Source organism: Dapis purpurea BLCC-M126 (assembly GCF_050015975.1).
Lineage (GTDB): Bacteria > Cyanobacteriota > Cyanobacteriia > Cyanobacteriales > Microcoleaceae > Trichodesmium.
In genome coordinates, this window is sequence record NZ_JBNHER010000004.1 from 17,301 (window position 1) to 39,177 (window position 21,877).

The 21,877-nt window shown below is 35.7% G+C and carries 18 protein-coding genes and 1 pseudogene; 16 read left to right on the top strand and 3 right to left on the bottom strand.

Going from position 1 to position 21,877, the window contains the following annotated elements; genetic code table 11:
* Positions 1–14: 14 nt before the first annotated feature.
* From ACP6PL_RS00960 to ACP6PL_RS00985, 6 genes and pseudogenes are all read left to right on the top strand, one after another.
* A complete protein-coding gene (locus ACP6PL_RS00960; RefSeq protein ID WP_426541745.1) occupies positions 15–83 on the top strand; it encodes a hypothetical protein in 69 nt (22 codons plus the stop codon).
* A gap of 15 nt (positions 84–98) precedes the next feature.
* Positions 99–278, top strand: a pseudogene (locus ACP6PL_RS00965) (HEAT repeat domain-containing protein); the annotation flags it as partial.
* A 102-nt stretch (positions 279–380) separates the two neighbouring features.
* Positions 381–1,364 carry a caspase family protein gene (locus tag ACP6PL_RS00970; RefSeq protein WP_426541747.1) on the top strand — a complete coding sequence of 328 codons (984 nt, stop codon included), beginning with the start codon at positions 381–383 and terminating at the stop codon, positions 1,362–1,364.
* Positions 1,365–1,729: 365 nt separating this feature from the next.
* Entirely contained in the window at positions 1,730–1,975 is a 246-nt protein-coding gene (locus ACP6PL_RS00975) for a hypothetical protein (RefSeq protein ID WP_426541591.1), read from the top strand.
* Positions 1,954–2,319: a type II toxin-antitoxin system PemK/MazF family toxin gene (locus ACP6PL_RS00980; RefSeq protein WP_426541593.1), complete on the top strand. Its 366-nt coding sequence runs from the start codon at positions 1,954–1,956 to the stop codon at positions 2,317–2,319. The genes ACP6PL_RS00975 and ACP6PL_RS00980 overlap by 22 nt, the downstream gene beginning before the upstream one ends.
* 170 nt (positions 2,320–2,489) lie before the next feature.
* Positions 2,490–3,116, top strand: a complete 627-nt coding sequence (locus ACP6PL_RS00985; RefSeq protein ID WP_426541595.1) for a hypothetical protein — start codon at positions 2,490–2,492, stop codon at positions 3,114–3,116.
* Between the two features lie 178 nt (positions 3,117–3,294).
* On the opposite strand, the gene ACP6PL_RS00990 is transcribed toward ACP6PL_RS00985, so the two are convergent.
* Complete coding sequence (locus ACP6PL_RS00990) at positions 3,295–5,076, bottom strand: DUF262 domain-containing protein (protein WP_426541597.1); 1,782 nt, start codon at positions 5,074–5,076, stop codon at positions 3,295–3,297.
* Positions 5,077–6,047: 971 nt separating this feature from the next.
* On the bottom strand, positions 6,048–7,040 hold the full coding sequence (locus tag ACP6PL_RS00995; protein WP_426541749.1) for a ribose-phosphate pyrophosphokinase: 993 nt from the start codon (positions 7,038–7,040) through the stop codon (positions 6,048–6,050).
* A gap of 331 nt (positions 7,041–7,371) precedes the next feature.
* Here ACP6PL_RS00995 and ACP6PL_RS01000 point away from each other — a divergent pair, with 331 nt between their 5' ends.
* From ACP6PL_RS01000 to ACP6PL_RS01015, 4 genes are all read left to right on the top strand, one after another.
* Entirely contained in the window at positions 7,372–7,827 is a 456-nt protein-coding gene (locus tag ACP6PL_RS01000) for a GatB/YqeY domain-containing protein (protein WP_426541599.1), read from the top strand.
* A gap of 504 nt (positions 7,828–8,331) precedes the next feature.
* Positions 8,332–10,260 (top strand): protein kinase domain-containing protein, encoded by a 1,929-nt coding sequence (locus ACP6PL_RS01005; RefSeq protein ID WP_426541601.1) that lies wholly within the window; start codon positions 8,332–8,334, stop codon positions 10,258–10,260.
* A 205-nt stretch (positions 10,261–10,465) separates the two neighbouring features.
* Positions 10,466–10,615 carry a hypothetical protein gene (locus ACP6PL_RS01010; protein WP_426541603.1) on the top strand — a complete coding sequence of 50 codons (150 nt, stop codon included), beginning with the start codon at positions 10,466–10,468 and terminating at the stop codon, positions 10,613–10,615.
* Between the two features lie 40 nt (positions 10,616–10,655).
* A complete protein-coding gene (locus tag ACP6PL_RS01015) occupies positions 10,656–12,128 on the top strand; it encodes an SdrD B-like domain-containing protein (RefSeq protein ID WP_426541605.1) in 1,473 nt (490 codons plus the stop codon).
* Between the two features lie 256 nt (positions 12,129–12,384).
* On the opposite strand, the gene ACP6PL_RS01020 is transcribed toward ACP6PL_RS01015, so the two are convergent.
* On the bottom strand, positions 12,385–13,239 hold the full coding sequence (locus ACP6PL_RS01020) for a WCX domain-containing protein (RefSeq protein ID WP_426541607.1): 855 nt from the start codon (positions 13,237–13,239) through the stop codon (positions 12,385–12,387).
* A 222-nt stretch (positions 13,240–13,461) separates the two neighbouring features.
* Here ACP6PL_RS01020 and cas3 point away from each other — a divergent pair, with 222 nt between their 5' ends.
* The 6 genes from cas3 to cas10d all read left to right on the top strand — a co-directional run bounded on the left by cas3 (position 13,462) and on the right by cas10d (position 21,729).
* A complete protein-coding gene (gene cas3 / locus ACP6PL_RS01025) occupies positions 13,462–15,648 on the top strand; it encodes a type I-D CRISPR-associated helicase Cas3' (RefSeq protein ID WP_426541609.1) in 2,187 nt (728 codons plus the stop codon).
* A 412-nt stretch (positions 15,649–16,060) separates the two neighbouring features.
* Entirely contained in the window at positions 16,061–16,414 is a 354-nt protein-coding gene (locus ACP6PL_RS01030) for a hypothetical protein (RefSeq protein ID WP_426541611.1), read from the top strand.
* A gap of 251 nt (positions 16,415–16,665) precedes the next feature.
* Positions 16,666–17,217, top strand: a complete 552-nt coding sequence (locus ACP6PL_RS01035) for a Uma2 family endonuclease (RefSeq protein ID WP_426541613.1) — start codon at positions 16,666–16,668, stop codon at positions 17,215–17,217.
* A gap of 189 nt (positions 17,218–17,406) precedes the next feature.
* Entirely contained in the window at positions 17,407–17,853 is a 447-nt protein-coding gene (gene mntA, locus ACP6PL_RS01040) for a type VII toxin-antitoxin system MntA family adenylyltransferase antitoxin (protein ID WP_426541615.1), read from the top strand.
* Positions 17,854–17,858: 5 nt separating this feature from the next.
* The gene (hepT, locus tag ACP6PL_RS01045; protein WP_426541617.1) at positions 17,859–18,293 is read left to right on the top strand and encodes a type VII toxin-antitoxin system HepT family RNase toxin; all 435 of its coding nucleotides are present in this window, start codon (positions 17,859–17,861) and stop codon (positions 18,291–18,293) included.
* Positions 18,286–21,729 (top strand): type I-D CRISPR-associated protein Cas10d/Csc3, encoded by a 3,444-nt coding sequence (gene cas10d / locus ACP6PL_RS01050; RefSeq protein ID WP_426541619.1) that lies wholly within the window; start codon positions 18,286–18,288, stop codon positions 21,727–21,729. The genes hepT and cas10d overlap by 8 nt, the downstream gene beginning before the upstream one ends.
* The last annotated feature ends 148 nt before the right edge of the window (positions 21,730–21,877 follow it).

A 21,877-nucleotide genomic window follows, 5' to 3' on the forward strand; every position in this document is an offset into this window, starting at 1 on the left:
ACTCAGACTCTAATGTGCGTGGAAGTGCAGCATCAGCTCTGGGTAAAATAGGCTCAGAAACTGCTGTTGCGCCATTAATTTGACTCCTAAAAGACTCAGACTCTAATGTGCGTGGAAGTGCAGCATCAGCTCTGGGTAAAATAGGCTCCAAAACTGCGATTCCAGGATTAATTCCACTGTTAGAAGACTCAGAGTATTATGTGCGTAATGGTGGTGCAGCAAAAGCTTTAGGTAAAATAGGTTCAGAAAACACAATTGTTGAGTTGACAAAAAAATTACAAAAGGATAGTTTTGTCAAACAAATGCTATCTGAAACTATCGACACCATTCAAACCATCCAACAACGCCTCAAATACTACAAACCAACCCCCAAAATACCTATGTCTAACACACTTTCTCACAACTACGCCCTACTAATAGGAATCGGCGAATGCAAATACTCCAACTGGTCACTCCCCACCACAGTCAAAGACGTTCAAACAATCAAATCATTCCTCACAAACCCTGACTTATGTGGTTACATTGACGATGAAAATTATCTCCGCTTCCTCTGCAATGAACAAGCAACAAAACAAAACATTTTAGACAACTTAAACTGGCTCCAACAACAAGCAAAAAACGACCCAGAAGCCACAATATTAGTCTATTATTCTGGTCATGGTTGGCTAGATAAATCAACCCAAAACTATTATTTAATCCCCCACGACACCAGTCCTGTAAAACTACAAAAAACAGCATTACCAGCAACAGAATTTAACAACACCCTCCAGCAAATATCCGCTCAAAAACTATTAGTAATTATAGATAGTTGTCACGCCCAAGGAATGGCAACTGCCAAAGAAACAGACGAACTAGAATTACCCGAAAACTTCAGTCAAACCGCCCTCCCGAAAAACTTAATAGCAGACTTAAAAAAAGGAACAGGGCGAGCAGTATTCACCTCCTCCACAGGAGACGAGTCATCATGGATACGCTCCGATGGAACAATGAGTATCTACACATACCATTTTCTGGAAGCATTACAAGGAGGAGGCAATAAACCAGGAGATAAAATTGTCACGGTTTCCAATTTAATGAATTATGTGAGCAAAACCGTTCCCCAAAGCGCTCAACAACAAGGCAAAAAACAAACCCCCATATTCGACTTTTCCCAAACAGAAGATTTTTCCGTAGCGTTATTGCGTGGGGGTAAAGGTTTACCGGAAGGGGGATGGGAGGAAGTTAAACAAGAAGCACAAGGGAAAATTCAAGCGGGGCGTGATGTTTATAGTGTCCGAGGCGATATGGATACAGGAGATAAAATCGATCTTTCTGGCAGTACAGGAGTTACAATTTATGGAGATATTGGTTCAAAGCGACATTAGTAGGTTGGGTTAGGCGATCGCTAATGAATACCTCTCCCCAACCCCTCTCCTGCAAGGAGAGGGGCTATTCTCCCCCTTCCCTTGCAGGGAAGGGGGCTGGGGGGTTAGGTTCTACCAATTTAGGTTTGCTTTAGGAACAAAACCCAACAAATTATCTCCAAAAGTCTCTGTCAAAGTTATAATAATCAAAAAAACACCTAGACTTACTTACCAAAGGATAATTGATAATTAGAGATATTTTTCATTATCCATTATTGATTATCCATTATCAATTAACAAAGCGATCGCTCCTGATTAATGCTATTCTAAATATGTGCTAAAAAATCTATATCATAATGTATAGTTATTCCATTTTTTTGCAACCTATGGACAGACAACTTAACATCACCATACCAGAAGCAACAATGCAATTAATTGAGCAAACAATGCCTCAAGAAAATTTGAATAAATTAATTAATAAAGCTTTAAATTTTTACATCAAGCAAAATTTATCAGAAAATCTCACAGAAGAACTACGCATTGGAGCTATAGAAAGAGCAGAACGCGATCTAAAATTAGCAGAAGAATGGTATGAATTAGAAGAAGAAGCATGGCAAAATATCAATCAATAAACCCTAAAAGGGGAGAAATATATTTAGTAAACTTTGATCCTAGTGTCGGTTCAGAAATCAAAAAAACTCGTCCGGCATTAATTTTGCAAAATGATACTTCAAATACCTATAGTCAGATAACTATAGTTGCTGCAATTACATCAAAATTTGATGAAAAATTATATCCAACAGAGGTATTAATTGTAGCAAAAGAAGGAGGTTTAAACCTTGATTCAGTAGTCTTACTCAATCAAATTCGCTCTATTGATAAACAAAGACTAATCAGATGTATTGGCAGTTTAACAACAGAAACTATGAAACAAGTAGATAGAGCAATTAAAATAAGTTTAGGCTTAATAAACTAATTTAAAAATTTTTATCTTTATATAAGTTGTCAGATTTGGTTGATTAATTTAGTAGTCATTATTAAATTGGTTAAATAGACTTATCTGGATTTTAACACATTATTAGCGATCGCTCGTTCCATCAATTATAATCTTATCAATAATGCTGTAAAATATTTAAGCTTAAGATAATGAGATTATCCTTAATTATTGGAATTTCTAGTATACTTACAATTCTCCCTTTAGCATCAAATTTAGATGCAGCAGATATTCTAGATTCATCATCAAAATCTTCATCAGAATTTACTCAAACTAATATTATTTATCTTGCCAATAACTGGTATAACTACAAGGCTAAAGACGGCAGTTATACAATTTATTTTCCCGCAAAACCACAGGAGCAAAATTTATCTGTCAATACTCCTTTAGGAAAATTAAGTACCTTATTTGCATTCTACAAATATCCAGAAGAAAAACGAATTTTTTATATTTCTCACGTTAAATATCCAGTCGAAGCTAGCGAATATAATGTGGAAAAAGGATTAGATGGAGCGCGAGACGGAGCGGCACAAAATACTAATTCTAGAGTAATTAGTGAAAAGAGAATTAACTACAAAGGATTTCCAGGTAGAGAAATTATCTTACAGTCACGAGAAAGACCAGATTTAAAAACATTGGCAAGAATATATATCGACCCTAACGGACCAATATTATATAGTTTACAAGTAATTGCTGAAGATGGAAATTTAGACTTTCCAGAAGCTAAAGCTTTTTTAGATTCTTTTGTGGTATTAGAGGGAGTAGGGAGTAGGGAGTAGTAATTCGGTTTTGATGAGAATAGAGTAGAAAAGTAGATAATTAGTAAAAATTTAGTCATAAGCCATTACCAATTGACAATTAAGTTCTTATCTTTGAAATAAGGAATCTGAATTAAAAAATTTAGCTTAACTTGTGTTTTTACTCCCTATTGCCTATTCCCTTAACTAATAACTGAAATTACTCAGGAACATCCCAAACTTTTTTAGCTAATTGAGTCAGTATTTCTTGGCGAGTTTCTATTGCCTGAGAATCCCATTTTTCAAATGTCTTTAAATCTTTTACTGCTAAATCTATACTTGTATTTTCCCCAACATAAATTTCTTCAGCAATAGTTCTAGTCAACAAAAATCTTGACTTTGTATAGCCTAACTTTTTATCAGCAAAACTAGCATTAGCAATAGCAGATTTAATCGAACTTTCTAATAAAGTCAGATTTCCCAAACGTTTACTATAATTTCCTATTTCAGTAGGTTTATCAAATTCTATAATTACTTCTTTTGTAGGAGTTTCTGGCAAAATTTGTTCTAATTCTAATTTGAGAATATAATTTCTTAAATCATCAATTCCTGCTGCACTACCCCAGGCATTTTCATCTATATATTGTGTAAGTTTTGCCAAAATATATTTAATTTGATATGGCTGGAATGATGACTTATTCAGTTTATAGAATGACTTTTCAAATTTGTCTGCTACTCGCTGTTTACTAGGAATAATTTGGTTAGCAATAAACTGATTAAAATCTTCTTGTGATGTAATTTGACGTAACTCACTTGCCCACTTCAGAATCATTCCATCAAATGCTTTTTGATTGCGCTCGCTAGTCAACATTGCCAAAAATAATAAATTTTCCACCTCTCTACAGAGATCGATAAAACAATCTTGAGGCAACTTATTTACAGCCAAAAGTAAGATTAAATGCTGCCTAACATTTACACTAAGATTTCTAATATTTACCAAATAACGATTGACAGTTCCATCAAGATTATTACCTGCTAAAAATTCTACATAAGCTTGAGCTGAGGCAAGTAAATTATTCACAAACCGAATTGGTTCAGTTTTATATCCGCACAAAGATTCATTTTTTAGGAACCAATTATAGACTTCTTTTTCAGCAATATAATTTCCATCTTCTGCATATTTTGCCAAGATAAAATAACGCAAAAAACGCATTGGTTTTTCTTGGGAATTATAGAGCAAATCTATCATTTTTTTCCATTTTACTTTGATTTTATCATAGTTTGTTTGTTTAGCTTTAGCAAAAATCAGATTTTTAAGTAAATCCATATCATCTAGGGGTAAACCTCGATGATTTAGAGTTGAATATATTTTCAAAGCATGGGAAACACTAGCTGTTTTTACTCGAATTAACTTAACATTTTTGAGAAAATATGCGTAAAACTTTTTCAGCTTAGAAATAGCAAGTTCATCTACTTCAAATTTATCACAAAGAAAATCTCTAATTTGAACATAAGCATTCTGAATATTTTTAACAGAGCGAGTAGGGCAAAAAAGCTCTAAATCTACTTGTAGAGCAATATTTTCTAGTATTCCTCGACTTTCCTCATATTGTAGTTCTACCCTATGTCTAAACTGGTCATTACCCCAGTTATCGGTATATAAAGCAGCAATCTTATTTTTTAATGCTTCAATACGTTCATTAGGATTAATAGTTAATAGATAATCCCGAATTGCACAGAGGACTAAATAAGCAGTAGTCATGCGTTGCTGCCCATCAATTACTTCATAAAATTTTTCCCCAAGACTACAAACAATTATACTGCCAATAAAATACTCAGAATAAGTGTTTTGAATTTGTTCAGAAAATTCTTCATAGATGTCTTGAATAAATTCATTTACCTCTTTTTCTTCCCAAACATACTCGCGCTGATAATCAGGAATAACATAAAATTCATCAAATAACTTTTCTAAAGTCATATCTTGAGATTCGATAGTTGCCATGTAATTAATTACCTCAATTGAAGAAGGGAATAGGGATTCATTAATGGATAATGGATAATTGATAATTACCTCAATGAAAACCGTAACGGAATGTGGGATATAAGGAAATATCCTAGTGCCGCTATGTGGAAGTTAAAAGTCAAAAGTATTGGTTAGTAAGGCTTTTAGGATTTTGTAACTGGTTAGTTATTTCCGCTATCCTGCACTAGCACTTTTTTTATCTTGAAATAGAAGGTTTTATACCTTTATTTTTCAGTAATATTTTATCGTAGGAGTTTGGTCTCCAAACCCAAGCAAAGATTGGATGTGGTTTCCAAATCCCTACAGTTTTTATCACAAATAATTGAGGATTAGTATAGTTAAAGAAGTTCATTAATGGATAATTAATAATTACCTCTGGTTAAAACCGTACGGGAATTAGATATCAGGAAATATTATTTTTTTTCCCTATCCAAAGGGAGGCTAATCAACCTAAACTATTTAATTAATAATTATTAATTAAATAGTTCAGTAAAGATTAATAAGTTATGAATTATATCATGTCCGCTGGTATAGTTTTTGTAAAAGTTGGGTAAATATTTACCTTATTTCAGGTTTTTCTTTTTCTTATTTCTTCTTCCTTCTTCCTTACCGAAAAATAAAGGTATAAAGCCTCTTATGAGCAAGGAGAAACAAAAAAAAATTTTCCTTTTATTCAACCCTCTTCCTTTTAGGGAGAGGTAATTATCAATTATCAATTATCCATTATCCATTATTGAACTTCTCTATAGATGCTACCGGACATGATATTATTAATTACTCGGTAAATGTGAAAATAACAGTAGAGTTGCCAAAGCAAACCCTACTGTCAACTAATAAACCTCACAAAAATTTTATCTCTATTAAATCTTCCTGAAGATTTTATACTCATCATTCTTCCCTCCTAAAATATGGAGAGGGAAGAAATATGCAGTGTGTAAGAATAGTTAATTCTAGCGAAACATACTGCTAACTGAAGTATCTTCGTGAATGCGCCAAATAGTTTCTCCCAATAAATTCGCCACCGAAAGGACTGTTAACTGAGGAAAAATATGTTCCTCACTGAACGGAATAGTATTAGTAACAATTACCTCTTCAAATATCCCATGGGAAAGACGCTCAATAGCTGGTGGGGAAAATACAGCATGAGTAGCACAAGCATAAACTTGTCGTGCCCCATGTTCACGCAACAGTCGCCCACCTTCACAAATAGTCCCACCTGTATCAATCATGTCATCTACCAGAACAGCAGTTTTGTCCTTGACATCCCCAATTACATTCAAAACTTCTGCCACATTGTGAGCTTGGCGACGTTTATCAATAATTGCTAAAGGGGCATCATTTAGCTTTTTAGCAAAAGCTCTGGCTCTTGCCACCCCACCCACATCGGGAGAAACAACAACAATATCAGATAAATTCTTACTTGTTAAGTAATCTAAAATTACTGGTAAACCGTAAACATGATCGAAAGGAATATCAAAATAACCCTGAATCTGAGCTGAATGTAAATCCATTGCCAAGATTCGACTAGCACCCGCCTGAGTAATTAAGTTGGCCACTAATTTCGCAGTAATTGATTCTCTTCCAGCAGTTTTACGATCTGCCCTGGCATAACCATAGTAAGGAATTACCGCAGTAATTTGTCTGGCAGAAGCACGACGACAAGCATCTATCATGATTAACAATTCCATCAGGTTGTCGTTAACTGGACGACAACTAGGCTGAATTAGATAAACATCACAGCCCCGAATTGATTCCTGAATTTGAACATATAATTCTCCATCAGCAAAGCGTTTACGTACCATTGGACCTAGGTCTAAGCCTAGGTATCTAGCTACTTCCGTAGATAGAGGAACGTTAGCAGATCCTGAAAAAAGTCTTAGTCGATTATGATCGTTAGCAATAGCAGGCAAAGGAGCCTGAATTGGTAAAGTAGCACGGATCACGGCAAGCCCTCGTAGCACCTTTATTCATCGTGATCTTATCATCTCAAACCAAAAATATTCTTCCGTATTTTTATCGACAGAAAGATTATTTCATCACCAATATATCAAGGATTTTTGCCCAAATTAATCTGATTATTATCGAATATTTAGTAATAAAATGCAAGAACTCTTTGAAAAACGTAAAATCTCTTAAGGAGATACTATTTTTCTAATAAAAAAGAGGGAGTGGGGATTAGGCAGTAGAATACCCACCCTTAACCCGTCCCAGGAGGGAAAGAATTGATGAATAAGAGTGCGATATTTTAGAGTAATTGTTATTAGGATTGGAATTATGAGTTTAAAGGACAAAATTACAGAGGAGATTAAAGCCGCGATGAAGGCCAAGGACAAGGTACGTCTGGAGACAGTTCGTAGCATCAAAAAAGTTATTCTAGAGGAGGAAGTCAATGCTAGGGCGGCTGGTAAAGACTCTCTGACAGAAGCTCAAGAAATGGATATATTAGCGAGATTGGCTAAACAACGCCGGGATTCTATCGAACAATATACTCAAGTAGGTCGTCAGGAACTAGCAGATCAAGAAGCAGCAGAATTGGCCATTATTGAGGAATATTTGCCAAAACAGTTATCTGATGATGAGATTGCTCAGGTAATAGATGAGATTATTGTCCAGGTGGGGGCTAGTTCTGCTAAAGATATGGGTAAAGTTATGGGCCCGGCAATGCAGCAGTTGAAAGGTAAGGCCGATGGTAAAAAAGTTCAAGAAATGGTTAAGACTAAGCTAAATTAATTAGTTAAACAGAAAGCTAAGAAACTGTTTATTAAACAAAGATTAAGACAGCTAGAATGATTAATTTCCTTGGGTTATGACGGACAACTTCTACCTAGAATGAGCAAAAAGATATATTTTGGCTTAACCCAAACTACACAAGGATTTAACTTTCATTTAACAAACAGTTTCTGAAAAATATGGGTTGGGAGTATACTTTTGAGTAGCTGCTCCTTTCCCAAAACTCAGACTTTAGTATCAATAGTCACCAGCAATCAAAAATATCAATTAATAATAGCATTACAATCTATTAAGATTGTTAGCCAAGATGCAACTAAAAAATGCCACTTGATGCCTGAAATAGAAAGGTTAATAATAATATAATTAATTACAAAATAGAACCAATATGGGAGAAGAGCGATCGCTTCTATAATAACAGTAATACCTCATAATTAGGTAACAAAGCTAGTACAAAAAATATTAACCATCTAATAATTAATATATTTAATCAAACCTATTATTATTATGCAACTACCTATTGCCATTGGCACAATTCTGCAAAACCGCTACCGCGTGATTAGTATTTTAGGTCAAGGTGGATTTTCTCGTACCTATTTAGCAGAAGATACAGGTCGTTTTAATGAACGTTGCGCCCTCAAAGAATTTATTCCCCAACAGACAAATGCTAATACAGTAGCGAAATCTCAAGAACTATTTTCTCGTGAAGCAGCAATTCTTTACCAAATTCAACATCCCCAAATTCCTAAGTTTAGAGCTACCTTTGAAGAAAATCAACGCCTCTTCTTATTACAAGATTACGTCGAGGGCAAAACCTATCGGACTATATTACAAGAGCGTCAGGTGACAAATAGTTTGTTCTCAGAAGCAGAAGTGCTAACCTTTTTTGGACAAATGTTACCCGTATTAGCTCATATTCACAATTTTGGCATCATTCACCGAGATATATCTCCAGACAATATCATTAGGCGTGAAAGTGACCAAATGCCAGTATTGATAGATTTTGGAGTAGTTAAGGAAATAGCTACAAAAGTTCAATCTCCCGACTTAACTGTACCTTTGACAAACGTAGGAAAATTTGGCTACGCTCCCTGGGAACAAATTCAATTGGGAAGAGCAACAGCAAATAGCGATCTATATGCTTTGGCAGTTACGATAGTTGTGCTATTGACTGGAAAAGAACCCCAAGAATTAATTGATAAAACTACATTAACTTGGAATTGGCAAAGGTGGGTAGCAGTTAGTCCAGAGTTAGCTGAGATTCTCAATAAAATGTTAAGTCGTCAACCAGGCGATCGCTACCAGTCTGTTACTGAAGTAGGGCAAGCTTTGGCAACATTACCGGGTGTAAAATATCAGCAGTTACCTACCATAAACCAAGAACAAAATAACTTTTCTCCCTTCCAAGAAGTGACAGCAGGTACAACTCCAAATCAAAACCCTAACACTAATAATAATGATAGCTTTTTTGATAATCATAAGTGGGGTGTGACTGCATTAGTGGCACTATTAGTTGTATTATGTGGGGTAGCTTCTTGGGGTGGAGTTAATTTTATTCTCAAACGCAGACAACAACAGCCTCCACTTGAGGAAAAAACTGAAATTAATCCTATACCGATACCAACTTTACCAAGTATTACCCCTACTCCATCATCCCCATCTCCAACAACTACATCAACATCATCACCATCACCTACTGTACCAGCATCACCAATTATTCCTCAACCATCCCCAACACCAGAAATAAGAGTGACACCATTACCCACACCCCCTGCTATTTCTGAAACTCCACCAAAATTAGTTGCCTTTGAGGAGCGTCTCAATATCTTGCCTGGGGAACCTATATCTATTGAGGGTAATTTGAAAGGGAATGAAACTATTAACTATATAATTTCTGGCAGTCAGGGGCAAAATTTGAATTTATTGGTGACAGGGGAAGGGGTATTAATGAGTTTATTGGGAGCAGATGGTGCAGGAATAGATCGAGTATCTGAGAAAGTATCTATTTGGAAAGGAAAGTTGCCCATAGATGGTGACTACAAAATAATTCTTACTCCTTTACCTGGTTTACCTGCTACCGACTACAAGCTAGATATTAATTTAATTAATCCCATACCTAAATTTACTCCTACTGCTGAACCAGAAGCAATAGACTCACCTGTACCTACCGCAGAACCGGAAGCAACAGACTCACCTGTACCTACTACAGAACCAGAAGTAACAGACTCACCTGTACCTACTGCTGAACCGGAAGCAACAGACTCACCTGCACCTATACCACTCAATAAACCTTCCAAGAAGCAGATATTAAAACAATTTCCCACATCAACCCCACTGGAAAAACTCAATAAACCTGCAAATAAACAAACTGCTACTCCAGAAGCAACGGAAACATCATTACCAACTACTACAGAAGAAACTTCACCTGAACCCTAGTAGATAAACTTCATTTGAGATGATTCATGCCAAAAATTTTCTACTCTTATATCAAATCCTGATAATTTTATGGTAAGTCCTGTGAGACTTACACTCGTGGAAGGAACCAATCTCATATAAGATCCGGTTGAATACTTGTTATATAGTTGGGGGATAGGGAGATGGGGGGATGGGGAGATGGGGAGATTGAAGTGTGGATAGAATTATGAACATATACTATATAACCGGATTCTATATCAGGGGTGGCGCGAGCTTGCTTCCTATCGTTGCTGCGGAAGACTTTTCAGCCGGATTTGATATTAAACAAATATTTCCGAAAAATTTAGCAGAAATAAGTGAACGAAACTTAGTATAATTTTAACTTGAACAGGACTTATAACCAGAAAAAATCAGGTATGTTTATCAACAAATTTACAGCTTTAATCATAACTGTGTTTTTAGGGGTAATATGTTTACTAATCAATCCTATGTCAGCACAAGCTGTAACATTTCAATGTAGCGCAGGTGAATTAGTTACAAACCCTGCTAATGGACACAATTATTGCTTAACCAATCCTGCTAAATGGACGGAAGCACAGGCGGAAGCATTAGCAGTAGGAGGTAATCTAATAACTATTAATAACCAAGCTGAACAAGATTGGGTATTGCAAACATTCGGCAACACCAACCGTTATTGGATCGGTTTCACTGATGAGAATACTGAAGGTAATTTTAAGTGGGTTAGTGATACAACAACTTCCTATGAAAATTGGCTACCCGGTGAACCTGATAACGGTTACTCCTACGCTGACGAACATTACGCGACGATGAACTGGAATGAAAAAGGTAGTTGGAATGATCTGAATAACAATGGTATTTGGTCTAATTGCAATAATACATCTCAATTCCCCGATCTAGATGACTCTATTGACAATCCTGTTTCTGTTTGTGAAAGTGGGTTTTTGCCTCTAGCTGGTATTGTAGAAATAGAACCCACTGGCGGTATAATTCAAGGGATGATCTGGAATGACATTAATGGTGATGGCGATCGCGATAGTGGGTTGGAAATTGCTGTTGCCAATGTTAAAATCTATCTAGATTTGAATCAAAATGGCACCCTTGACGATGATGAACCAACCCAGACAACCAACTCTGATGGCGAATACATATTTACTCGTCTGGAAGCAGATACCTATATTGTGCGTGAAGTTAACCCCACCGGGTTTAAGCAGACTTATCCTGCTAAGGAAACTAAACCAGGTAATGGATATGCTGATGTCATTTTAGATTTCTCTGATAGTGAAACTGGGCCGATTTCCGGACCTTATGGTATTAATGGTGGTCTGCCAGAAGTGTTAGCAAAAAAACGATACAATATTGAAGTTGTTAATCCAGATGTTGTTTTAGGAGCGCCTCCACCAAGTCCAATAATTGTGAAAAATCCTGAAGTAGACTTTCTGACTTTACCAAGAGGCGCTTCAGTGACAGTAGGATTTAATGATGAAATGATTATTGATGGTCCTGGTGATGATATCTTGATTCATACTGTAGATCGACGTTTTGCTGCTAATGAAAATGCTGATATTTTTGTGAGTGCTGATGGAATTAACTTTACATTTTTAGGAAGAGTTAATGCTAGGGGTAATCTGAGTTTAGATTTAGCTTCGATTAGATTTAGTGAGGCAGTTAAAGCATTGAAGGTTGTTGGTGTGGATCAGTTGGGTGGTATCCCTGGTTTTGATCTAGTTAGTGTGGAAGCTTTACCTGGTAGTGTTAGTTATCCTGAGTTTCATACTATTACTCTAGGGGAGGGGGTAACTGTTGATAATATTAACTTTGGTATAGTGCTATGCCCAAGTCAAAAGTCAAAAGTCAAAAGTAATCTATGACTTAGTTTTCGGTAGTAAAATGCTTTTGAAATGAAAATTACTGTAAGGTCTAAACAGGGTGCGTTATATTTTTGAACGCACCCTACAGAAGCTTATATTATGTCCCCTTGAATAGTTATAATTAAAGTTCGTAGTAGGGCTTTAGCCCTAAGTTATAGATAGGGCTTAAACCCTACTACAAATAAAAACTTTTTTATCACTGATTATTCGGACATGATATTAGTCATCGGAAGAATTTAACTTCTAACTTCTGACTTCAACTATAATGCTCCAGTGTTTCTAATATTTTTTCTTTGATGCGCGATCGCAATTTTTCTGGAGATACCACTACACAGTCTGGTCCATACTGACGCACTTCTCGGAAAAACCAAAAGGTATTAGATACTCGCCTCACTACTCGTCGCACTGGTTTGTCACTCTCTAACCATTCTGGAGGAATAACATCATTGGACTTAGATTGATAAGCAAAAGCTAATCCTCTCAATAAGTGCATTTCTACCTCAATATAATCTAAATTGAGCAACCATTCCCTATCTATCGGTACAATGGCAGTTTCGGGAAGACGATCTAAACGCAGACTCCAGTTGTGCATTAGTTCCGGTATATCTAAGTTGCCTTCGGTTTCCTCACACCAACATTCTAAATATTCTCGTTCCTCGCGTTGGTTAATTTCTGCATAACGAACTGTGAAATTCCATAGACGACTTGCTGCATCTTGATATGACAACTGAAAAGGTTGTTGACGACGGATATAACTGTCAATTTCTAAACGCCAGGGAGGGGGTAAGTTATCTAAAAATTTTTCTACTTCCTGACGGAGAGGTATTGAAAGTTCGCTACGTTCTAATAATAAGTTAGCGATCGCCTGAGCTTCTTCACTTTTGCCTCCGTCGGTTAAAATTCCTACTATTTTCACTAGGGTTTTTATGCGTAATTCTGACCAGTCATTGTTAGGAGCAATTTTGAGTTGACGACGAGCGATCGCTTCTATTAACCCAGAAATATTTCCTCGTTCTCCCCACTCATAACCCCATTCTTGGGCCAGAGTTAACAATTCTGTTTTGTCTCTTTCGGAAATGGACAGAGTAATCGACTTACCTTTACGACTCATTTTATACGGACACTTTTTAAGTGCATATGTTGCATATTTCTATTTTTAGCGATTATTATGGGAATATCAATAAATTACGGACACATTATAAATAAGGATAATTCGCTTAAAGATTGGGTAAATGGTTTTATTGCGTATATGGCAATAAAAATTTTTGCTTAATTTGATTTTTGATTGAATTAAGTAATTTATAAAATCACAAAATTTCAAAAAATAAGGATTATGTCTAACAATAAAATTACTCTCCAACCTGTTTATTCGGAAACAGTATCGACACCGAAAGAAGTAAAATTACCTCCTAATTTTTCTCTATATTGGCATCAAGCAGAAACTCTTAAAGCGTTACGCGATCCTAATATTGATATTATTTTTAATTACGCCATGACTGGGGAAGGAAAAAGTCTGGCAGTCTATCTAGAAACAATGCAAAACTACTTTTTAGCAATAGGTCTTTATCCTACTAATGAACTTGCCCGCGACCAACAAAATCAAATACAAAAATATATAGAATTATTTCAGCCAGAATACGAACCTCGTGTTGTACGTTTAAGCGGACAAGAGTTAGAAATTTATGCTGAAAATGAGGGATTAAAAAAAGCTGCTGCTATTGAAAGTCGGGCTTTTAATTCTGATATTTTACTGACTAATCCAGATATTTTGCATTATCTACATCGGGGTGCTTATATCATTAAAAATAATTCTCATAAAAAATTTAAAGGAGATAATCCAGACAAACTTTGGGGAAGGATTGATAAGAATTTTGATTTGTTTATTTTTGATGAATTTCATGTATTTTCAGCGCCACAAGTTGCTGGTGTTATTAATACTTTATTGTTAATCAAACATACTAATCGTCGGAAAAAGTTTGTGTTTCTTTCAGCCACTCCAAATGCTGGTTTAATTGAGCGATTAGAAAAAGCAAATTTTCGGTGTCGGCAAATAAATCCTTTGTCAGAAAATAAATATATATTTCCTGAGAATAAAGAGGAAGCACAAAAATTAGAATCGCAAAATTTTAGACAGGTATCGCGGGAAATATCTCTAAATTTTATCTCTCTAGAAGCTAAGTCTAAATCCTCAGAAATTTGGCTGAAAGAAAATATTAAATTAGTCAGAAAGTATTTTCAAAATAATCCGGGAACTAAAGGAGCGATTCTTTTAAATTCGATTGCTGCGGTGAAACGTTTGACACCTTTATATCAGGAAATCTTGGCAAAAGATAGTTTGAAAGTAGGAGAAAATACGGGATTATCTGGGAGAGAAACAAAGGAAAAATCTCTTGCTGCTGACTTAGTTATTGGTACTAGCACTATTGATGTTGGAGTAGATTTTAAGATTAATTTTTTGCTGTTTGAGTCGGCAGATTCAGGTAATTTTATTCAGCGTTTGGGGCGGTTGGGGCGACATGATGGTTATGAGAAAGAAGGGAATTTTATTAGGTTTAATAATTTTACTGCTTATGCTTTAATTCCTAATTTTTTAGTGGAAAGATTGTTTGAACTTGAGTCTCCGCCTTTAGCATTTGATGGTGTTTATAATCGCCCGTTTTTCCATGAAATGATTCGGGAAAATTATCGAAAAATTAATAATTTTGACGGTTATTATCGGAAGTGGGGAGCGGTGCAGTCTGTGAAAATTGGTTGGGATTTGGGAAGACTTAAACAGCAATATTCTGGGAGTCAAAAAGCATTTAAGGATGCTTGTCAACTGGTATTTCAAACAAGTTTAGGAAAGGTGGCAGGTAATATAAAAGATTGGCAAGAGGAATGGCAAGAATTATCAGGAAATAAAACAGGAAATCCTATAGTTGAAGACGCTTGTAGTTTTCGGGGGGCAACTTCCTTGCAATGTGGAATTTACGATCTAACAGAAAGTAATAATTTGGATAGGTTTAAGACTTACGAACTACCGGGAATTTTGAGTAATTTGGAAATTGAATCAATGACTAAAAAAGATTTTTTAAAGTTGTTGGATGAGACGGTAGAAAAGACTGGGGAAGCGATCGCTAAGGGGAGGTTTGAGTATTGTTTGGCGTTTATGAAGTTGCGGAGTTATCGGGAGGAAAGGTTAGATTGGAAATTTACTTATCGGGGAAGTTTGGAGTTTATTGCTTCTGCTGGGAAGGTGCAGGTTTTGCAAGGGGTTGAGGTTTGGCAACCAGAAAATAATTGGATAGGGGAAATTAATAAACGGTTACGTCGGAGGGCGTTGGTTTGTTATGTGTTGGAGCATCCGGTGGAGGAGGTGCGGAGGCGGTTACAACTACCGATGCACTTTCAGATTTATGGGATTTCTGATTCTGGAAGTATTCACGATAAGACTCCACCTTATTCTATTGCTTTTGGGCAGTCGGCGCTATTGGTGGATACTTTGGCTTATCGGATGAGGAGTAAAGGGGGTGAGATATAGGTTGTTTGAGGTTGGTATCCCTGATAGGGATTGGGGTTGAGACAACCGAAGTTCGGGGTGAAGACAGCATTTGCAATATGTCATTATCTGTTTCAATCCCTAATAGGGATTCACCCCACATTTAGCAAGATAGCACAATGCAAGAATAAAATTTTACACCATATATTAATAATTTTTTTTTATTTTTTGATTAAAATTGATTTGGCTTTAGCATTTTTCTACTATCTATTAAAAATTACTTTTTTGTTTTTTAATTTAAAAATATCTCTGTTATATTTTCCTCAAAATCAAAAATAAAGTTGTTAGATAATTACATATTGCTAATAAATAAACTTTAGAGAAGATATATGAAAAATTAGGGTGTTATAATATAGTTGTGCTACTCTAATATAAAAGCTAATGGATATGGAGTATGTATAAGCAAAACTTAGACTTGGATTTGATAACTGGCCAACTAACTGGATTGCTGAAGCTAGTTGAGGCCATAAAAGCAGAAAGACAGCGTAATACGATCCAAGACAAACGACTGTCAGAACACGACAGTTTGCTGTATGAGCAGCAAACCGACATCGATCACATAAATAAGAAGTACGAAGAAATTATGCAAAAATTTAATTCTTTTGAAGCTAAGTTCAATGATTTATCAACAAACATTTTTCCTGAAATTGATTACTTAAGAGATGAGAATCAGGAATTAAAATGTCTGTCAAATCCTTATTCTCCAGATGGGAAGTCAATTTGTGACTCGGAGTATGACTATGACTAAAAGTTAAAAACTCAACGATTTAAAAGTAATAAAATTCCCATGAAAATACAATCATTTTCCGACTTAAAAAAGCTCTCTCCTCAACTACCAGAAAAAATCCCTTAATTCAACGAACACTATAGATTGTTAATTGCTGAAATTGCACTGTAAATATATGTTTTTGCGGATAACTTAATTATGCTACTCGTTTGTATCAAAATTTTATTACAAAATTTTGACTGTAAATATATGTTTTTGCGGATAACTTAATTATGACACTATCCTCTAGTCTTATTAATTCCTTAGAAACTTTTCTCCAACAACCTAATATAGAAACTTCTCCTGCTTGGGAATTCATTCATGGACAAGCTCAACAAAAACCCATGCCAACTCTGTTTCACTCCCGCCTCCAGCGCAATCTTGTAAATGCCATCAACAATAAAACCCAAGCATACGAAGCTATTCAAGAACTCCGGTGTATCATTCCCCCCTTATCCGTCGTACCAGACATTGTAGTTGTTAAAAGCGATCGCCTCCAGGATGAAGATGGCCCACTGCAAGGTTCACCAGATTGGTTAATAGAAATTCGTTCCCCAGATCAAAGCACATTAGACTTACAGAACAAAATTCTGCATTGTTTGAGCAACGGGACTCAACTTGCTTGGTTAATTGACATTCAGCGACAGCGAGTCTGGGTATGGGAGAATCAGGAATTACCACTGGTATTAGCTGGAGCTGACATACTCCCGACTCTTGATGGTATTTCAGATTTTACAGTAGAAGAGATAATAGCAATGACTCTAAAGCGATCCATGCGCTCATAAATTCTGCTACATATTAGGCTGATGAGTAGTAACCGAACGGTGACTAAAAACAATAAACGACAAAATCAGGACTTACGCAAACAAACCAAGAAACCGGGTTTATTGCTTGATTATTTCTCAAACAACAAAGCTTCGTTGAAAAACCCGGTTTCTCCGTAAGTCCTAAAAATAATAAGTGATGAAATTTCTATGAAAACAGAATCATTTTCCGATTTAAAAAAACTCTCTTCCCAACTACCAGAAAAAATCCCTTACCTAAAAATGTTGGTATTATTTGGCTCTCGCGCTAGAGGGGATACTCATGCCAAAAGTGACTGGGATTTTGCTGCACTATATGATGAAGAAATTCGTAAAAAAATGATGGGAGATAATGCTTTTGCATGGTTTGAAGTTCCGACAGGATTGGGAAATATTTTCCAAATCAACAGCGATATTATTGATGTGGTAGAACTTAATAAATCTTCTCCACTATTAGGTTTTCATGTGGCACGAGATGGCAAACTTATTTATGAAAAAAACTCTGGAGATTTTGTCAATTTTCAAATGAAAGCTTGGAAAGTTTATGCAGATACAGCTAAGTTTCGTAAGTCTCAGAGAAACAGTATTGAACTCTGGTTACAAAAGAAGGGAGTTTAATAATAATGGAACGAGAAGTAATTAATAAAAGAATTGAACTTTTGATGAAATATCTTGACCGTCTCCAAAGTTTTCAATCTGTTAGCTTAGATGAATATCTGAATAATTTTGACCTTCAACTTATTGCCGAAAGACTTATTCAATTAATTGTGGAAGTAGCTTCAGATATTAATAGTTATTTGCTAGTACAAATATATCAGAAAACTCCAGAAAGTTATTTTGAATCATTTATAGAAGTAGGAAACCAAGGAATTATTACTCAGGAGTTAGCAGCAGAATTAGCACAATCTGCGGGAATGAGAAATCGTCTAGTACATCAATATCAAAAAATTAATCATCATTTAGTATTTGCAGCTATTCCTATTGTTTTGGATAAATTTCCTATTTTTATTCAGCAAATTGTCAATTATCTAAATTCATGGGAACAACAAAATGGCTAGAAAAAATAAAAAATCTAGTAATGATTTTGAACAACTATCCTTATTCGAGATGACAGAAATTCAGGAAAATATTAATCCAGAACCTATTGATGATTCTGATGATGATTGGTTAGAAGATGAAGAGTTAGGTCTGAGTTTTGAACAGACTAATCGCGACATCGAACCTACTCACAAAGAATTACTCACACTCCAACTTTTACGAGAGGCAATAATTGATAAAAATCGAGATGATTTAGTCATCAGAGAATTTGCAAAATATGTATTACCTAATCTGCTGAAGTTTGCCATTGGCGTTACTGCGAAAGGAGGGAAATTTTTTGATAGAATCGACTTTCGACGAGAAGCAGAAGGCAAAACAAAAGTTAGACGTGACAATGCTGCCGACCAATCTTTAAATACTCACATATTAAATGGATTATTTCCAGCAAATTTAATTGCTCAAAGATTAGAGGAATTAGATACCACAGTTAAACGAGAAATGGCGCGGGATAAAGAAATCAAACGCAGGATTTTAATCGCTGGTTTTCTTCTCCATGACTTTGAGAAATTTAAGTACAATCTATTTCCAGGAATGCCAGAAAAATATGTAGATATAGACAAAAATTCTGACCAAGATATTCGTAAACTTTCCATCGCAGAACATCAAGAAATTTTTCGGGTAATGGTGCCATTGTTGGGTTTAGATAAATTGATTAATCCCGAAAAACCGGAGGGGTGGGTTGAATATTTAGAAGACTTATTATTCATTGCCTACAATACTCAAAAACGGAACGATACTAATTTGAATTTATCTGAAAGTGGCTTAAATCCAAAACTGCCCGATCGCTCTCTTATTTGTCTATCTAACCTAACTCTTTTAGCGGACTTATTATCATCTATTATTAAGCATCCCCAAGATGCAAAAAATTCTAGCCTCCATAATATTATTCATCAACTTAGTGATGGAAAGTTAGAACTTTCTTACCACAGCATCGCCGAAAATAGGGGCGTACTAACTAATATAGTTAATAATGCCGTAATGGCAGCCTATCAAAATCTTAATACTGAGGAAGAAAAATATTATCAGCCATTACTTTATTTACCCACGGGAGTTATTTATCTAACACAAAAAAATGCTCCACCCATCTCAGAGGAAAATTTACCGGAACTGGTTGTTAGTAAAATCAAAGAACTTTGTGCCAAGCAACTCCGACTCCGACAAACTGGATTTGGCAGAGATGGTAAAGGCATGAAATATGCTGAATATTACAACCTATTTTTTGACACGGTTAGTTTAATAGAAGTTGCCCTCGAAGCAACTTTAAGAATTTTACATCCAGGCAAAAAATCTGTAGCTAAAAGTCGCAGCGATAATCTAGTCAAATTTCAGCAACAGCAGATTTTATCGGCAGATTATAATTTTCAATTTGACGACGACCTGAGAATTGACCAGATTGCAGAATTTGGAGATGTAATGACTCGGAATATTTGGGGAGAAGTTGTTAATAATATAGATAAGCTAAGGAAGCAAAATAAAGATTTGCCAGAATTACCAGCAAACCTAGAAACGAAAAATTTAGTACATCAAATTCCTGAATACTGGGAATTATCGGCATACATTCCCCAAATTCGGGAAATCCAAAATATTAACGAAAGTCTCAAAGAACAAAAATTGAAAGGTAATACTGGAGGAGTACCTTATGACTGGTATTTTTTGGCAGCTAAATATTTAGAAAGTAATCCCGGAGTTGAGGATGTAAAAGAAATTTGCCAGAAAACTATTTCTCATATTTCCCAACTCATTCAACCCGTACTAGAACAATATAAATTTGCCGATGGTTGGGATGATTTGCGGGAATGGGTGAAGCAAGTCGTCATGTTACCTGGAAAAACAGAAATAACCAAAACATCCGCAGAAGTATTTTTCGATGAATTGTCAAATTATCAGTTAGCAAAGAAACCGGGAAGAGGGCGGAAATTAATCTGTTCAATTTCCCATTCTCCCTACTCAGTTACCGAACAAATGGAATCTGCAGTTTTGTTCACCCCCCAGGTTTATACAAACAAACAAATGTTAGGAGGTTCAAATGCTAAACGGAATATTTCTAATATTGCCGGAATAGAAATGATGTTGCGTCAAATATTGATGAATCAAACTCAAGCAACGGGAAAAAAATTCGAGGATAGTAAGTATCGGTATCTATATTTTTACCCTACCTATTACTGTACCCCCGAAACAAATAAATTCCTCCAAAAAGCTTATAGCGATATTGCTCAAACTAGGTTCGATACTAGCATCAGAAATCATTTTATCAACCGAGACTTTCAAGCAAACTTTACTAGAGAAAAATATCAAAGTGTTGATACTTTCCTAATAGATGAAAATCTCGAACCAGAAAAAGACCGCACTTTTAAACTTTCCTACCCAGAAGATCAACCTTTGACATTTTATTTCATGGCGATGCCACCCGGTAAAGGCGACACCGATACTGAGTCTTGGGTAATGCCAAGTTGGTTAGCATTTGCCTTTCCAATGATATTGGATATCAAAACCGTCGTCTCTGAGTCGCCTATCCCACCTTTTAATGACGGCAGCGAATTTGAAGAAACCGTCTTTCTGGATACTGCACCCCAAGCATTTCGCTCGTTGGTGAGGGGCGATCGCTTCCGACTGGACTATATTTTGGAAGGTTGGGAAGAAAACGGGAAGGAATATCCCGCTCCTCTAAATGTTTTGACTGCTGCTTATGCCATTCATTTAGATGTAAATGCCAAAGTAGGGAAAGGTGGTTACGATGCCAACTGGGGAAAATTAACCGAACTCGCTAAAGATTTTGAAACCAGTCCTCTTTATGTTTTTTCCTACTTAAATAAATGGGTAAGAAATCAAAAAGTGGAAACTGCCAGGATTGAAAAAATTAAGCTTTATACTTATTATTTTTATCCTTGTTTTGACCCGAATGTTAAATACAACCAAGAAAAGGAAAATTTAGAAATTATGGAAAAAGAATCAAGTTTGAATCATCCTCAAAAACTGACAGAATTATATCGGGAATTTTATCGGGCAAATAAAAAGTATAATCCCAAGACTAACGCTGTGTTGAAACCTCTTGATGTTGCGAAAGATGTAATTCTTAATGCTGACCCAAGTTTTCAGAATGAAACTTTAGTTAATGCCGTAGCTGCTGAGGTTTCTAAATTAATGGATAGGGTTCATGCTTCTACTGCCGAAGGTCGTTGGATATTCAAAAAAAGGGAGGAAGAAAGAAAGGCAATTTTGAAATTTGCTAGTTATTTTGTCAAAGACGTTTTTTATGAAACTTTTGCAGGCGATCGTGCCCGTCTTTCCGGAAGACAAATTAATTTAATTCGCGACACTTGCGAGTTTCTTTATAGACTAGAAAATGACAGGGAAAATCAAGAAAATCCTAACCAAGTAGATGATGAAAGTGAGTAATTTTGATTCTTGGGTTTGGCATCTACACTAGACCTATTATAACTGTCATTGCGAGGGGAAAATATTCACAATTAATTTGTCAAATTCAGTATTAATACCCCCGAAGCAATCTCATCGATAATATAGGTTTTGTTTCTACAAAGTAATA

Excerpts from the sequence above, each read along its gene's own strand:
- ACP6PL_RS00975 (WP_426541591.1), top strand. The coding sequence starts at position 1,730 with ATGGACAGACAACTTAACATCACCATACCAGAAGCAACAATGCAATTA.
- ACP6PL_RS00985 (WP_426541595.1), top strand. The coding sequence starts at position 2,490 with ATGAGATTATCCTTAATTATTGGAATTTCTAGTATACTTACAATTCTC.
- mntA (WP_426541615.1), top strand. The coding sequence starts at position 17,407 with ATGAAAACAGAATCATTTTCCGATTTAAAAAAACTCTCTTCCCAACTA.
- ACP6PL_RS01015 (WP_426541605.1), top strand. The coding sequence starts at position 10,656 with ATGTTTATCAACAAATTTACAGCTTTAATCATAACTGTGTTTTTAGGG.
- ACP6PL_RS01035 (WP_426541613.1), top strand. The coding sequence starts at position 16,666 with ATGACACTATCCTCTAGTCTTATTAATTCCTTAGAAACTTTTCTCCAA.
- ACP6PL_RS01030 (WP_426541611.1), top strand. The coding sequence starts at position 16,061 with ATGTATAAGCAAAACTTAGACTTGGATTTGATAACTGGCCAACTAACT.
- cas3 (WP_426541609.1), top strand. The coding sequence starts at position 13,462 with ATGTCTAACAATAAAATTACTCTCCAACCTGTTTATTCGGAAACAGTA.
- hepT (WP_426541617.1), top strand. The coding sequence starts at position 17,859 with ATGGAACGAGAAGTAATTAATAAAAGAATTGAACTTTTGATGAAATAT.
- cas10d (WP_426541619.1), top strand. The coding sequence starts at position 18,286 with ATGGCTAGAAAAAATAAAAAATCTAGTAATGATTTTGAACAACTATCC.
- ACP6PL_RS01010 (WP_426541603.1), top strand. The coding sequence starts at position 10,466 with ATGAACATATACTATATAACCGGATTCTATATCAGGGGTGGCGCGAGC.
- ACP6PL_RS01000 (WP_426541599.1), top strand. The coding sequence starts at position 7,372 with ATGAGTTTAAAGGACAAAATTACAGAGGAGATTAAAGCCGCGATGAAG.
- ACP6PL_RS00970 (WP_426541747.1), top strand. The coding sequence starts at position 381 with ATGTCTAACACACTTTCTCACAACTACGCCCTACTAATAGGAATCGGC.
- ACP6PL_RS00990 (WP_426541597.1), bottom strand. The coding sequence starts at position 5,076 with ATGGCAACTATCGAATCTCAAGATATGACTTTAGAAAAGTTATTTGAT.
- ACP6PL_RS01020 (WP_426541607.1), bottom strand. The coding sequence starts at position 13,239 with ATGAGTCGTAAAGGTAAGTCGATTACTCTGTCCATTTCCGAAAGAGAC.
- ACP6PL_RS01005 (WP_426541601.1), top strand. The coding sequence starts at position 8,332 with ATGCAACTACCTATTGCCATTGGCACAATTCTGCAAAACCGCTACCGC.
- ACP6PL_RS00980 (WP_426541593.1), top strand. The coding sequence starts at position 1,954 with ATGGCAAAATATCAATCAATAAACCCTAAAAGGGGAGAAATATATTTA.